Here is a 13810-nt window from a genome sequence, read left to right as displayed (position 1 = left end):
TAATTCTTTATTATTCCTTCACACCTGATAACTGAATTCCCTTAATAAAATAGGACTGCGCATATAAAAATAAAAGTATCATTGGGGTCATATACAGAATAGAAGCAGAAAACCCAACCCCACGTGCCTCTTTGTTAATTTTTGATAAATAGAGCGATAATGGATGTTTGGATTCATCATTCAGAAAAATAAGCGGCTGTTCGATCATATTCCAATAATCCGCAAATAATAAAACAATAAGAGCAGCAATTCCAGGACGAATAAGAGGAAGAATAATCTTAAAAAAGATTGTAATATGGCCAGCTCCATCCATCTTAGCTGCCTCTATATACGCATCCGGGATATGCAACATGAACTGCCGGAGCATAAATACACCGAATGCCCCAAAGATTCCTGGAAGAATAATAGACGCTATACTGTTCAAAATTCCAAGTTTATCCGCCATGATATAATTTGGTACGAGCGTAACTTGGAATGGCATGAGCATCGTCAAAAGATAAACGATAAACAACTTGTCTCTTCCTCGAAATTGAATCTTAGCAAAGACATAGGCTGCAAACGATGCAACGATTACTTGACCTACTATTATTGGTACAACCATGAATACTGAATTCCAAAACATTTTTAAGAATGTCGGATTTTTCACTAATACTGTTCCATACTGTTCAAATGACACTAAATCTGGGATTAATTTTAAATTAATGAAAGGTGTATCCTTTTTCACTTCTCCAATAGAATCATAATTATATCCAATCTCATGCTCAGTCATGAATGAATTCGTCAAGGTAAATACGATTGGAAATAGCATCATGACTGCTAATATCGTCAAAAATAGCGTTAACATCCATTTGCGAAATACATTTTCTTTTTTCATCTGCTTTTCCCACCTAATTCATAAACTTTCGAAAACGACGTTCTATTGCAAACAATACGGATACAAGGATAGAAATAACCGCCACCATCAACGTGGCAGCCGCTGCCAACTTTTGAATCTCAAGCGACCCGAACATATTGTTCATATAATGCTGCATCATGTACATACTGTCATGTGGTATACTTCCAGCAATCAAGTATGCTTCTCGAAAGACTTTAAACGAATTGATAATCGACATTAATATGACAAAGAACATTGTTGGTGTTAAATAAATGAGTGTAATATTTAAAAATGTATGCATACGACCTGCACCTTCAATTTCTGCAGTTTCGTAATACTCTTTGGGGATATTTTGTAAAGCTGCTAAAAATAAAATAATGTTGTATCCGATATTTTTCCATAGATATACAATTGATAAGACAATAATTGCCCAATTTGATTTCATCCAATCAATTCGTTCAAACCCCATATTGTGCATCCATACGTTAAACGTACCGTTCCAATCGAATAAAATTTGCCAGAGCATGACAATGGAAGCAACAGGAAAGACAAGTGGTAATACAAACGCGCTTCGTAACCAATTTTGAATATATACATTTTGATTCAAACAAAGTGCCAGTAATAAGGAGATAATGATGATGAGCGGTACACTCACTGCGGTAAACCAAAACGTATTCGTTGCTGCTTTGAGAAAAGAAGCACTGCCTAGCAGTTCTTTATAATTGGCCAAACCAACAAAAGAACCATCAGTTGTGCCATCCATTAACGAATAGATCATTCCCATTACAAATGGAATCAGATAAAAAATTGAAAAACCAATTGCACTTGGCAGAAGGAACAATAATGCTATACTTGTATCCTTTTGCATAAAATCCCGAAATTTTGTTGGGGATTTTTTTTTATCTTGAAGTTTATTCAAGGATCGATGGTCGCGATCCAAAAAAACATTCCGAATATATGATCGACTTTTGTTTATTTTCATTCGTGGATCCCTCTTTTTTATGAGTCTATTTTCATAAATACATCTTACAATTATGTAGTTTAGTGGACACAGATGCAGATGAAATGCAGATAAAATAAAGAAATGAGGGATTTTAGTTCCGATGTTCATAAAACGGAATAAAAAAATGAAGGTTCCTCTTCCTTGCTTAGAATCATAAGGTGAAATCGAAAAGATAATAGATAAGCTTTATCAACTTTAGATAGGCTGGGTGGTTCTGTTGTAAAGGCCATGAATGGTTTCAATGCTTTTTATTGTATAAGGGGTATGGCGAAGGTTTAAAAGTAAGTAGAAAAATGAAAAAAATAGTAAAATACAAGCAGACCAAATTTAGAAAAAGATAGGCTCTCAATTGCATTACCTATGTATGATAGTCAGAAATCCTACATTAAAGAAATAGTTGAAGGAACTGGAATCCCTTAATATTCTTTATATAGAACGATTAATCATCCGAAACTTGAAAAAACACAGATGTGAATACTTCTGTGTTTTTTACTTTGCGTTCTACAGCAAGAACTTTGTCACTAAGCCGACAGGGAACTAGTTAATTTATGTTCAAATTGTGTCTAAACGTACAATTTTCTTTTTTCGTTTTGGTGACACTTTAAAATATTAGCTTGATGGCTATGTGATGGTACGCCAAATAGTGTAGTTAACAATCTTTTATATGTTGTGTAACTCAAAATAAAATGTTTATAAACTTAAGACTACCAAGGTATTTAGAGTTCGAGGCAGTTACACAAAATATAAGATATGGGTAAGTAAAGGAAAGAATTTTATGTTTTTTCAAATTCCTAAAAGAGTTCTATAGATCAATAAAATATGTTTTTTTGAAATTGTCACTTTTCTGTAACATAAGTGATTTATTTTATATAGGTAACTAACATGGAAAGAGGGAGAAGTTATGAAAAAAATCATACCGATAGTTGCATTAATGGGCATACTAAGTTTAGGGATGCAAGAAATGAATGTGAAAGCTGAGACATACAAATGTGCAGATTCCAAAATGGATTTTTGGAATTCTAAAAGAACAGGTACTAATTTTATGAATAGCACTTCATTACCTGAAAACTACAAAAGTGCAAAGGAAGCTCATATTGAATATGTTCGTTTAGCACCTGATAAATGGGCAAAAGATAAAGATTTCTCATTTGAAGACAAGCCAGATACATCAGGAAAAGATTTTCTTATCGGTAATGCAGATAACTATCAAGGATTAGTGAAAGAGGACGTAGCAAAATTAAAAACAGATTTAGATGCTGCACAATCACAAGGGATTAAAGTTGTACTTACAATGCTTTCATTACCTGGTGACCGTTGGCGCCAATTTAATAATAATCAGAATGATGATAGAATCTGGGAGGAAGAGAAATATCAAGAACAAGCAAGCCAATTTTGGAAGGACCTTGCTCTTGAATTAAAGGATCATCCTGCTGTGGTTGGTTACAATATTATAAATGAGCCACACCCAGAAACATCTAAGAAAAATAGATATAATGATTTTTGGACGGAAGATTATGAGAAATGGTATTCAAAAGTGAAGGGGACCCCAGCAGATTTAAATAAATTTTATCAAAAAGTTGTTACTTCAATTCGTGAAGTAGATAAAGAAACACCGATTATTTTAGACTTAGGCCTATATGCCACACCTTGGGCTTTTAAATATCTTAAACCAGTTAAAGATAAGAAGACATTGTATGCATTTCATATGTATGAGCCATATCAATTAACAAGTCAACGTGAAAATCAAAATAAAGAGTATCAATATCCTGGAATTGTAAAAGTAGGAGATTTAGAAAAACCTATGATGTGGGATAAAGATGGATTAAATAAATTCTTACAGCCTGTTCAAAATTGGTCTAAGAAGAATCATGTACCATCTAATCGGATCATTGCTGAGGAATTTGGAATTAACCGTACCGTTCCTGGAGCACCTCAATACATGCAAGACTTAATTTCTATATTCAATCAGAAGGGGTGGCACAAATCATTCTATGCATTCCGTGAAGATACTTGGACAGGAATGAATTATGAATTAGGAACAGGAAAAATAAAATGGGATGAAGAGGGGAAACCAATACGTCAAGATAATCCACTTTGGGATGTAATAAAAAATGATTTACAAGCCCATAACAAGTAAATTATTACTAAGTAATATAGTGTGTTAGGAACTTGACGGATATATTATCCGTGTTTGAGCATCTGATCTATTAGGATTAGATGCTCTTTCTTTATCCCTTGATATATAAAGGGTACACCTTATGTTGTACCTTTACGGACAAAAAATAACCAAAAAGAAATAAGGGGATATTTAAAAGTTCCTTTTACTCCCGATGTATTGACAGAAAATTTAATTATTATTATAATAATTAAATATAAAGATATAAAGATATAAAGTTATTAGTGAGGGATAAATATGTTTACAAATAAAAAAGGGATTCGAATTGGTTTAGGTTTATTTATCTTTTTATCTATAATTCAATTTACTATTGGCTATATAGAGGGATATTATAAATCTTCTACAGGTAATGAGTTGGTAATTTCAGGAACATGGAAAACTGTGTTATTAGATGCTCCTGAAGGTATACTTGTTATTTTAGGAGCAATTGCTTTATATCAATGCACGAAGAAGTTACCAGAAAAAACGGCATCTATGTAGATTCCGTTTTTTTCTGGTTTGCTATCGGTAAGTGGGGTTATGTTAACACATATATAGGATATACAGTTTGTTTGTCTAAAAAAAAGGAAAGCAGATGGCTTTCCTCAGAAATAGTATGTTGAACCAAACGGAATTGTTGAGAAATCAGTTGGATGTATGACATGATGTACAACATGATGATGTATAACATGTGTAAAGAAGGGATTTTGTGCCATCGTTTGGTGAATTGCCTGTTCTGTCACTTCTCCAGAATGTAAGGTGATAGCGATTTGTCGTGCGTTATTAAAGTATGGGCTTATCATACTAATTCGTCTCACTCCTTTATAACAGTTGGCTTGCCTTTTTACATGTTATGTCTATGTACTGAACAAAGAGCTTATTTTATTGAGATTTGGTTACCGAAAAGCCGAGCCTAATTTGTGTACTGCCAGTATTTCGGAAAAAACCATGCTAAGGGTTTGGAATATTGAAAGTAACAGGAGCATTATAATATTTCGTTTACTACCGATAACTTGACTTATGTAAAAAACTAGTATGGATCTAGTTTTTTTGTTTATGGATGTTTTAACCTCTTTATTTAAAGTGTTTCGAATGTATACTTTTGTTAGTGATTTTGCTAAAAATAGCTAAATTCGGATAAGGCTAATGAAATCAATGTTTTGAAAGTAAACTAATATTAAAAAGTTTACCTTCATTTTTATTGAAAATATTTTTTTGAAGGGTATGAGATATATTTTGACCGAAAAACTGAAAATTAAAATATTTAAATGTATAATAAAGTACAGAAGATATTGAAGAAAAAATAGAGAAGAGGGAATATCGTATGACTAGTTTGAAAAATGTTCTTGAGCTTGATTTTGCATATCTTGAAACCTTTACTAGCCGAATAGAGAAATCATGGGGTTCTATATTTTGTAATGAAAATAACCCATGTTATTATGATGCAAATCATGCACATGTAAGTGTAGTAAGTTTAAATCCACAAATGATAGTAGATGAAGTAGTCCATTTCTATAAGACTAAAAATATAATACCTAGATTTTATATATACAATTTAGATATGCAAGAAAAACTGATTTCTGAATTACAAATAAAGAATTTTGGGTTTGAAGAATTAATAAGTCCAATCCAATTATGGAATAAGAAATTAACTAAAAAAGATAAAAATGAAAAAGTTACTATTGAAAAGGTATCTGAATTAAATTTTGAAGAAGCTTTAGATATTGAATGTAATATAAAAGAGTTTGGAGGAGGCGAAGTTAGAAAAAAAGCTTTTCAAGAGGAATTTCACCATCCAGCATTCACTCACTATCTACTTCGTTATAATGGAGTAGCATGTTCCATCGCTTGTATTTTTGAACATGAAAAACAGGCTAGAATGGAAAGTGTAGCTACAATTGAAAAGTTTAGAGGTAAAGGATTAATAGGTGAACTCATTCACTTTATTCAAAGTGAAGTAATGAATAGAGGACTAGATAATCTTTGGGTGATCCCAATTAACGAAACAGTAGAAAAAGTGTATGAAAAGTATGGATTTGAAACAGTAGAAAAAATTAAAACGGGACATGCATTTTTAGAAGGAAAAAGCATTAAAGAAATTCACGAGGGATAGAAAAAATTAACTTATTTTGCTGAAGATAATTATTTAGTTAACAAGTGTATTGAAAGTAAACTAATAATAAAAGTTTAATTCGCTCATTTTACAGTATTTTCTAATTTATTTGTGCTATATTTATTAGAAAAGGGGATGAATTAATGCTGAAATTTATTTGGTCCTTAGTTTTTGCTCTTATAATTTTTGGGGTGGTACGTGGTCCACTTATACCATACATATCTTCAAATCAAAACATTGTTGCTATTTTAGTTATTTTTACAGTGGTTATTATTAATTCTTGGATTATTGATTTAATAGTTTATATAAGAAAAAGAAGACTGAACTAGAGAAGTGATCTAGTTCAGTCTTCTTTTCATTTAATTGAAAGTAAACTAATATTTAAAAGTTTACTTTCAAAACAAGCCGAACATACCAAAAACAAGAGGGAAACATAAAAAAATAGCCTTATTAAGGATCTTTTTTTATCTACTCGTTAACTTTTTTCATTTTACTCACAAAAAGACTAATTATACTGATAGCTAAAAATGCATAACCCATTGGTAGTAAATAGAATGGTTCTACAAGAGTACCATCCGATGCAACTTTAGATCCGATAGTATTATAACTAACTAGAGATCCTATCCCTAGGATAAATGGTATTAAAGGTAAAATATATTTTTTCATTTTAAAACCTCCACATGTAAGAACTATTTGATATTAAAATAAGTGATTTTATGTATTTCTTATACATTTATTATCACATTGAAATAGTAAATGAACTATCTAATAACCTTACATAAATATGACAATCTTGTAAGATTTCATAAATGGGGTAGCGTCAGGATTATGCGGATTTACAACGATAACGAAACAAACCTAGTCATATTAAGGGTTTGAAAGGCGTGTATCAATATAGTGTACTCTATTGAGATAAGTGTAGCGTACTGGTTAAATCATAGTTAGGAGTGTCTCATAAGACTTGTATCAAAAATGAGGTGTTACTTTGCGAAAAATCGGTTATATACGTGTCAGTTCAACTAGCCAAAATCCTTCGAGGCAAATTCAACAATTAAATGAAGTCGGAATGGATATTATTTACGAAGAAAAAGTTTCTGGGGTTACAAAGGATCGTGAGCAACTCCAAAAAATGTTAGATGATTTACAGGAAGGCGACATTATTTATGTTACAGACTTAACTAGGATAACTTGGAGTACCCAAGACTTATTTGAATTAATTGATTACATAAGGAGAAAAAAGGCTAGTTTAAAATCCCTAAAAGATACATGGCTTGATTTATCAGAAGATAACCCATACAGCCAATTTTTAATTACGATAATGGCTGGTGTTAACCAATTATAAAGAGATCTTATTCGTATGCGGCAACGTGAAGGGATTGAATTGGCTAAAAAGGAAGGTAAGTTTAAAGGTCGTCTGAAGAAGTGGGATTTAGTAAACCTGACAAACGCATATTTGAATTAGCATTAAATAAGCTTAATGTGCAACGGGAAGACGCATTATTCGTTGGAGATGACATAGAAAAGGATATTGGTGGTTGTTAAAATGCAAATATAAAGGGCATATGGTTCAATCCTCATATGATCAAGAATGATACCGAAATAAAACCATATGCCGAGATCAATTCTTTTGATAGATTATTAAGTTATTTTACATAATAAACATTATCGGTCGAAACATGTTAAAGTCGTAATTACACATAAAGAAAAAGAATCCCTTATGATTATGGGATTCTTTTTCTTGTTTAAAGTTTGCTCACACAAATGATCTGCACATCAATTCATCCTTGATATACAGATCATTTGTATGATGATTTTTAAAAATAAGTGCAAAGAATTATATTACATGAATGCTTTTATAAGTGTTGTTACTAATGGAAGTAATCCACCTAAGAATGTTAAAACTGCTGTTGCGATCGCCATAATCATTTCCTCCTTTTTAATATTAAGATATTATGAATCTTTATACTCTCATTATAGTAAGCGCTTGCAATCTTATCAATACACTTCGATATGTAATATTGCATATAAATAATTTATATATTTAATTAAAAAAGATAAACTATAAAGCTAATGAACATGCGGGTTTCCTTTCTTGTTTGTTAGTTTCATCTGCAAATACGTCAGACCTTTGAAAGACTTTTGTAACATTTATGAAAGTAAATTGAAAGATATGTATAATAAGATAAATATATCGAAAGTGATTTTATTTTAGTACGAAGTAACAAGTATAAGCAATGTACGGTATAATTTCATCTTTTGAATCCCCCTTATATAATGACATAGAATATGTATTCTATGTCATTATTCGTGTAATTAAAAAATTTTAGATTCCTATATTCTCAATGAACTGTTAATTTTTAAATAAATTCACCAATTTAAACTACCATATAAAACTTACTTTCATTTTTTTCACTTATGAAATCTTACAAAAGTGTAATTTTTATGTAAGGTAATTAGATAGTTTATTTACTATTTCAATGTGATAATAAAAGTATAAGAAATAATAAAATTTTAGATATTATAGGAGAGTGCTAGTAATGATTGTAACAACAACTTCTGCCATTCAAGGAAAAGAAATCATTGAGTATATTGACATTGTAAACGGTGAAGCAATTATGGGTGCAAATATCGTACGAGATCTATTTGCTTCTGTTCGTGACGTTGTTGGTGGCCGTTCTGGTGCATATGAAAGTAAACTGAAAGAAGCACGTGATATTGCAATGGAAGAAATGAAAGTTCTTGCGAAGCAAAAAGGTGCAAATGCAATTGTTGGTATTGATGTAGACTACGAAGTCGTTCGTGATGGAATGTTAATGGTGGCCGTAAGCGGTACGGCGGTACGTGTGTGAATAGATAGAATGTAGATTTTTCTATAGTTGTTATGTATTTTCTATAAATATAGATACATTATGTTTTTGAACGGATCACAACACATAAAAAAGGAAGAGAATTATAAAAATTCTCTTCCTTTTTTATGTGTTCATAGATTTAGTGATACAGAGAAACCTTGATACGACTGCAAAATCGTTCCAAAATTTGGACTTTGATATTTAGGAACACTCTTTTTATCTTAGTTTATACCGTACCAAAAGCTGTACCTTTTGGAACAAAAAAAATTCCTATACCAGTTAAGATTTTGGAAACAGAAAATTTTAAATACATAATGTGAATTTTTTTAATAAGAACAATTAGGAGTATAAATTCAAAAGCAACAACTAGAAGACTATATTTCAGCTGTAAATAAAAACGTAACTATCATAGAATTATTGCCATCAATAATAGATGTTCTACCAGTATATAGGTCCCACACATCATCGCCTTTTCCAGCATTCGTAACATCATGTTGGAGCATTTGTCTTGCAATGACAATTTCTCCACCCTTGATGCTATCTGACAAACTTCCACAAATTCCTGTCATATATATTTCGTCAGGATGAAACTCTGATATAAGTAATTGTGTACAACTAGAACAGTTTGTTTTTCCAACACCACTTATAACGGATATAATCTCTAAATTGTTAATATTATGATGATAGAATTCTCATGCGGCAATTTTACGAACTTTTCTACTCGGGTATTCTTCGTGTAAATAATTGAGTTCAGGTTGCCAAGCTCCAATTATTCCTATCCTCTTCATTTTTATCCTCTCCTTGTCCAAATTATACCAAAAAGATCTTGTTTTAGGATATAATATAATCAGAATGTTAAGATGAATCGAAATATTGATATGTTAATACAAAAGGTAGGTAATTATATGATTCGTGAAGCTGAACCAAAAGACAGTAATGTAATTGAAAATTTATATAAAAAATTAGCACCGCATAGTAAAAACATTAAGGTTTTACCAGAAAGAATTGAGCAGATAAGGAATGATTCTAATAATTTCTTATTTGTTTATGAGGAAGATTGTAAAGTTAAAGGAAGTATATTTATGACTTTTTGTCTTGATCCAGGATACCAATTTAGACCATATACTGTTCTAGAGTATGTGATTGTAAATGAAGATTTTCGAGGTAATGGGATAGGTGAAAAGTTACTAAAGCATGTAGAGCAAATATCAATTGCAAGAGGATCCACAAGAATTATCTTATTAAGTAGTACAACTAGAATAGAAGCACATAAATTCTTTGCTAAAAATGGTTATGATGGAACTATAAGTAAGGGCTTCAAGAAATATATACCAATTAATTAAGTTTGATATATAAGAACCACTCTTAGCTATAGTAGTGGTTTTCTTAATTGTTTTTAAATTAATTAACACATTAAAGAAAGTCATCGTGAACAACTTAAAATAAGCATTTTGTGTCAACGATGCATAAAATTGTCGTTATGGGGATAAATCAAAACCTTAGGTTGATGGCGATGGGAACCCTTATATAACAAAGCGTCGAGATCAAAGCATTAAGTAGCTCTAGACAAAGAACAAGCCGATTTCCTTAACGTACAGAAAATTGGCTTGTTGATTCGTTACTCGTTAAAAATGCTTGTAAAGCTTCTAGAGGTTATCATATCAAAAAAAGAAAATTTTACGTTAAACAAAAACATTGTTTACCAAAAAACAATGTTTTTGTTTAATTTCTTAATGAATTCATTCACCTGGGACTTTCTTTTTTATTTTTATGTTGTGTAATGACGGCGAGTTTATCCCGCATTAACGGACAGTAACACTCCCACCTCAAAATTCAGCGAAAGCAAAGAAGTTAGGTGGGAGTGTTACTGTCCGTAAAAGCCCGATTCGTTCAACTAATAATCAGTGGGGGATGAAGAAAACCCCCACTGATTAAAGTTTCACTTTATGTTTCTTTATCTCAGCAAGCTCATCACAGGTATAACTAAAAATTCCAGATGCTTTTACTGGATTCGAAGTTATCGTTGCGAGTTTTCGCTTCTCTCCTGGTAGTGCATGAAAAAGTTTCATTAGGTCAAAAGAAGCACTACCTGGTTTTATATTTGGAAATTCCTGTTTAATATATTTTAGAGCTAAAGGACCATTCATTTGACCATTATTGTCACTTTTTAAGTAATATGTTTGCCAATTTGTCAGCGCAATACCAGTATTCCCTGCATCTAATTGTTTTTGTGTAATATAATACGTATCATGTTCATATAGATCTGAGGCATCGGGATTTAAGTCCACTATTATACCAGCTTGCTTAATCAGAAGTTGTTGACCATGTTTTATCGTTTTATATTCAACTTTCCCATCTTCATAGAAAACTTTAATTTTTTTAGAAAAGTTTTGGTTCTTATAATAATCATACACACTAATGCCAAATTCTCCTTTGTTAAAAGTAGGAGCTTTGTAAGCTCGGTTTTCATTGTTAGCTGTATAATCATATTTAGCACTTTGTTCTGATAAAAGAATAACAAAAGGCTCTTTTAGAAACGTATCATAGGTATCTCCAAATGTTGTAAGAATCGTTTCTCTTGTATCAACGTCTGCTTTCACTTTATGTTTTGTAATTGGGTTGAAACTGAATAAGATTCCCATCGCTATTCCTACAGGGGAAATTTTTTTTATACTTCTCTTTATCTTTTCTTTCATGACTTTGTTCCTTACTTTCTAAATATACTGTTACCAACATGTTTAAATTAATATCGGTAAGTTTATCTTAATTTAAACCCCTTTCAAATTTCTTTCGTAATTGTTACAAAAGTCTTTCTTTGACTTTCTCTGTTTTCGTAAGAATTGTTGCTATCTTGACCATACTGATAAAAGGTTGACTTTCAACTAGTACATTGGAGTTAAAGGAGGGTTAACATGAAAGATGAATTAAGTATAAATATCTATTTAGATGAAACTGATACTCCGTTTTCAAGATATTATAGCTCAGATGATGTTCACCTAAGCTCTGACCTTGAAGATTTTCTTTTGTCAAAGCTACGCAGTGGCAAAAGAAAAGAAGTTGAAATATTTTTTTTAGGTCAGAATGATTTTGACGAAAAGTTACTGAAGACTGCCACATGTAACACTTTTTCTAACATCTTGAACGAAGAGGAATATACATATGCTAGAAATGTCAATAAGGCTATTGTTTTGTTTGTGGTTGGTATTATTGTTGGGTTGATATACTTGAAGCTTTCAAGCAATCATGCCTATATTGCAGGAGTTTTAAGCATAGTGTGTTGGGTTTTTGTTTGGTCAGGTACAGAGATTTATTTTTTTGAAAATCAGCAAATCAAACAAAATATTAGAAAATGTAAGGATATTCTAAATTCCAACATACACAAAAAATAGAATGCTAGTAAATATTTACATTCGCGAAGCTGATTTTCGGATTCTATCTTGTACTTGGAAGTCGTGATGAAGATTAATATCGCCATACGAAGAAAGCGTTCATAAATACCTAAGACCTGGATTTAATCTGAGGTCTTATTTTTATCGCAAAAAAAACAACAATCTATACGAAAAGAGCCGTGACTTTAAAGAAGTTTAACCAATATGAATGAAAAACAAGCGAATTTCAGTCTCTAATTTATGTTAACAATAATGTGTCTACTTCTTCTATGTTTAACCGATGAATTTTGAAAAGGTTTTTAACGGTATGCTATGAAACGATATCAATTTGATTTTAGTTAAGAAGCAAATATGGAGAGTTAGGAGAAATTGGTGTGAGAGATCGCTCAGATGGAAAACAGGGAAGTGAATTTTGGTTTACTCTTCCCATCACATCAGAAAAAAATAAGACCGCTGAAAGACTTTTGTAATATTTATATTATAGAAATGAAAGACTTTCTTGTTACTATACCACTAAACAGTATACTACAGGAGGACTTTTACTTTATGAAAAGAAAATATGTATTGCTTATAGGAGGTTCCATAATTGTTGGGGGAATTTTATGGTCATTGTTCCGCCCCGAGAAATTATTTATTGATAAGCAAGTGAATGAAGCATTGCCACAAACAGAAATACAATCAAACAAAACAAAACAACAAGAAGAACGAGTAATAAGTACAGGTCAGTTTCAAAACGGTGTTCATGAAACAACTGGAACGGCAACGATCCATCAATTAGGGGATGGAAAACGTGTTTTACGACTTTCAAATTTTTCAACTTCTAATGGACCAGATGTTCGAGTTGTATTAGTTCCTACGAATCGTTTGAAAAATAACGAAGATGTTAAAAACCATCAGTATATTGAATTAGGAAAGTTAAAGGGAAACAAAGGAGACCAAAACTATGAAATTCCTGAAGGGATAGATGTAAGCACATACGGTTCGGTTTCTATATGGTGTAAGAGATTTAATGAAAACTTTGGTGCGGCTTATTTTGAAAAGTAAGAAAGAACATAAAAATGAGGCTTGTGTACATGTCCCATGCCTATTAACTTAAGAACGAAAACAAAATAAACTTTCGTTCAAATGAACTAAAAAAACTCTTGAAATACTTTTTCCCTTAAAAATGAGCATGCCAAATAAACATAGATAGGCATCATTTTTAAAAATGATGCAGCTTTCTTTTGTCTTCTCAATCCATCATACTCATAGACAACACCCATAATATCAAAGACTGTTTTCTTCTCATATCGATGAGATTTCCGACCATTTTCTGTACTAGGTGGAATAGGCGGATTAGAATCTTTGTTATTCTTACGATTAGTCAACCTATATTTTTAGATTTTTGATGAACTGGATATCACAAAATGTAGGTATCCATTCTCATA

General features: G+C 31.5%; 13 protein-coding genes and 3 pseudogenes. 10 read left to right on the top strand and 6 right to left on the bottom strand.

Annotated elements, in window-relative coordinates; genetic code table 11:
• Nucleotides 1-10: 10 nt before the first annotated feature.
• Both JDS96_RS21920 and JDS96_RS21915 read right to left on the bottom strand, forming a co-directional pair.
• A complete protein-coding gene (locus JDS96_RS21920; protein WP_199668027.1) occupies nt 11-874 on the bottom strand; it encodes a carbohydrate ABC transporter permease in 864 nt (287 codons plus the stop codon).
• Between the two features lie 13 nt (nt 875-887).
• A complete protein-coding gene (locus tag JDS96_RS21915; protein WP_199668026.1) occupies nt 888-1856 on the bottom strand; it encodes a carbohydrate ABC transporter permease in 969 nt (322 codons plus the stop codon).
• Between the two features lie 922 nt (nt 1857-2778).
• Here JDS96_RS21915 and JDS96_RS21910 point away from each other — a divergent pair.
• Nucleotides 2779-4014, top strand: a complete 1236-nt coding sequence (locus tag JDS96_RS21910) for a glycoside hydrolase family 5 protein (RefSeq protein ID WP_199668025.1) — start codon at nt 2779-2781, stop codon at nt 4012-4014.
• 276 nt (nt 4015-4290) lie between these two features.
• Nucleotides 4291-4533 carry a DUF3937 family protein gene (locus JDS96_RS21905; protein ID WP_018783147.1) on the top strand — a complete coding sequence of 81 codons (243 nt, stop codon included), beginning with the start codon at nt 4291-4293 and terminating at the stop codon, nt 4531-4533.
• Between the two features lie 104 nt (nt 4534-4637).
• Here the strand turns inward: JDS96_RS21905 and JDS96_RS21900 are convergent, their stop codons facing one another.
• The gene (locus JDS96_RS21900; protein ID WP_018766974.1) at nt 4638-4835 is read right to left on the bottom strand and encodes a hypothetical protein; all 198 of its coding nucleotides are present in this window, start codon (nt 4833-4835) and stop codon (nt 4638-4640) included.
• A 521-nt stretch (nt 4836-5356) separates the two neighbouring features.
• On the opposite strand from JDS96_RS21900, the gene JDS96_RS21895 reads away from it, so the two are divergent.
• Entirely contained in the window at nt 5357-6145 is a 789-nt protein-coding gene (locus JDS96_RS21895) for a GNAT family N-acetyltransferase (RefSeq protein ID WP_199668024.1), read from the top strand.
• Between the two features lie 143 nt (nt 6146-6288).
• Nucleotides 6289-6474 carry a hypothetical protein gene (locus tag JDS96_RS21890; protein WP_199668023.1) on the top strand — a complete coding sequence of 62 codons (186 nt, stop codon included), beginning with the start codon at nt 6289-6291 and terminating at the stop codon, nt 6472-6474.
• Between the two features lie 139 nt (nt 6475-6613).
• On the opposite strand, the gene JDS96_RS21885 is transcribed toward JDS96_RS21890, so the two are convergent.
• Nucleotides 6614-6811, bottom strand: coding sequence for a DUF3955 domain-containing protein (locus tag JDS96_RS21885; protein ID WP_098337684.1), 198 nt, complete (start codon nt 6809-6811; stop codon nt 6614-6616).
• A gap of 319 nt (nt 6812-7130) precedes the next feature.
• Here JDS96_RS21885 and JDS96_RS21880 point away from each other — a divergent pair.
• The 3 genes and pseudogenes from JDS96_RS21880 to JDS96_RS21870 all read left to right on the top strand — a co-directional run.
• A pseudogene (locus JDS96_RS21880) lies at nt 7131-7571 on the top strand (recombinase family protein); the annotation flags it as partial.
• Nucleotides 7559-7801: pseudogene (locus JDS96_RS21875) on the top strand (HAD family hydrolase); the annotation flags it as partial. The pseudogenes JDS96_RS21880 and JDS96_RS21875, both read left to right, overlap by 13 nt.
• A gap of 881 nt (nt 7802-8682) precedes the next feature.
• Nucleotides 8683-8994, top strand: a complete 312-nt coding sequence (locus tag JDS96_RS21870) for a heavy metal-binding domain-containing protein (protein WP_199668021.1) — start codon at nt 8683-8685, stop codon at nt 8992-8994.
• 404 nt (nt 8995-9398) lie between these two features.
• On the opposite strand, the pseudogene JDS96_RS21865 reads toward JDS96_RS21870, so the two are convergent.
• Nucleotides 9399-9782 (bottom strand): annotated as a pseudogene (locus JDS96_RS21865) (phosphorylase family protein); the annotation flags it as partial.
• Nucleotides 9783-9899: 117 nt separating this feature from the next.
• On the opposite strand from JDS96_RS21865, the gene JDS96_RS21860 reads away from it, so the two are divergent.
• Nucleotides 9900-10337, top strand: coding sequence for a GNAT family N-acetyltransferase (locus tag JDS96_RS21860; protein ID WP_033796678.1), 438 nt, complete (start codon nt 9900-9902; stop codon nt 10335-10337).
• A 588-nt stretch (nt 10338-10925) separates the two neighbouring features.
• On the opposite strand, the gene JDS96_RS21855 is transcribed toward JDS96_RS21860, so the two are convergent.
• Entirely contained in the window at nt 10926-11690 is a 765-nt protein-coding gene (locus JDS96_RS21855) for a hypothetical protein (RefSeq protein WP_199668020.1), read from the bottom strand.
• A gap of 216 nt (nt 11691-11906) precedes the next feature.
• Between JDS96_RS21855 and JDS96_RS21850 the strand changes: the two genes are divergently transcribed.
• On the top strand, nt 11907-12383 hold the full coding sequence (locus tag JDS96_RS21850) for a hypothetical protein (RefSeq protein WP_199668019.1): 477 nt from the start codon (nt 11907-11909) through the stop codon (nt 12381-12383).
• 546 nt (nt 12384-12929) lie between these two features.
• Nucleotides 12930-13427 carry a DM13 domain-containing protein gene (locus JDS96_RS21845; RefSeq protein WP_003202815.1) on the top strand — a complete coding sequence of 166 codons (498 nt, stop codon included), beginning with the start codon at nt 12930-12932 and terminating at the stop codon, nt 13425-13427.
• Nucleotides 13428-13810: the final 383 nt, after the last annotated feature.

The sequence above is a fragment of the Bacillus cereus group sp. N21 genome, from assembly GCF_016483395.1.
Classification (GTDB): domain Bacteria; phylum Bacillota; class Bacilli; order Bacillales; family Bacillaceae_G; genus Bacillus_A; species Bacillus_A pseudomycoides.
The sequence above is the reverse complement of the archived record's forward strand: the minus strand, read 5'-3'. Positions and strand labels throughout refer to the sequence as shown.

What these genes read in the sequence shown, in the direction of transcription:
- JDS96_RS21900 (WP_018766974.1), bottom strand. Translation starts at nt 4,835, where the DNA reads ATGATAAGCCCATACTTTAATAACGCACGACAAATCGCTATCACCTTA.
- JDS96_RS21885 (WP_098337684.1), bottom strand. Translation starts at nt 6,811, where the DNA reads ATGAAAAAATATATTTTACCTTTAATACCATTTATCCTAGGGATAGGA.
- JDS96_RS21910 (WP_199668025.1), top strand. Translation starts at nt 2,779, where the DNA reads ATGAAAAAAATCATACCGATAGTTGCATTAATGGGCATACTAAGTTTA.
- JDS96_RS21860 (WP_033796678.1), top strand. Translation starts at nt 9,900, where the DNA reads ATGATTCGTGAAGCTGAACCAAAAGACAGTAATGTAATTGAAAATTTA.
- JDS96_RS21890 (WP_199668023.1), top strand. Translation starts at nt 6,289, where the DNA reads ATGCTGAAATTTATTTGGTCCTTAGTTTTTGCTCTTATAATTTTTGGG.
- JDS96_RS21855 (WP_199668020.1), bottom strand. Translation starts at nt 11,690, where the DNA reads ATGAAAGAAAAGATAAAGAGAAGTATAAAAAAAATTTCCCCTGTAGGA.
- JDS96_RS21905 (WP_018783147.1), top strand. Translation starts at nt 4,291, where the DNA reads ATGTTTACAAATAAAAAAGGGATTCGAATTGGTTTAGGTTTATTTATC.
- JDS96_RS21895 (WP_199668024.1), top strand. Translation starts at nt 5,357, where the DNA reads ATGACTAGTTTGAAAAATGTTCTTGAGCTTGATTTTGCATATCTTGAA.
- JDS96_RS21915 (WP_199668026.1), bottom strand. Translation starts at nt 1,856, where the DNA reads ATGAAAATAAACAAAAGTCGATCATATATTCGGAATGTTTTTTTGGAT.
- JDS96_RS21870 (WP_199668021.1), top strand. Translation starts at nt 8,683, where the DNA reads ATGATTGTAACAACAACTTCTGCCATTCAAGGAAAAGAAATCATTGAG.
- JDS96_RS21845 (WP_003202815.1), top strand. Translation starts at nt 12,930, where the DNA reads ATGAAAAGAAAATATGTATTGCTTATAGGAGGTTCCATAATTGTTGGG.
- JDS96_RS21850 (WP_199668019.1), top strand. Translation starts at nt 11,907, where the DNA reads ATGAAAGATGAATTAAGTATAAATATCTATTTAGATGAAACTGATACT.
- JDS96_RS21920 (WP_199668027.1), bottom strand. Translation starts at nt 874, where the DNA reads ATGAAAAAAGAAAATGTATTTCGCAAATGGATGTTAACGCTATTTTTG.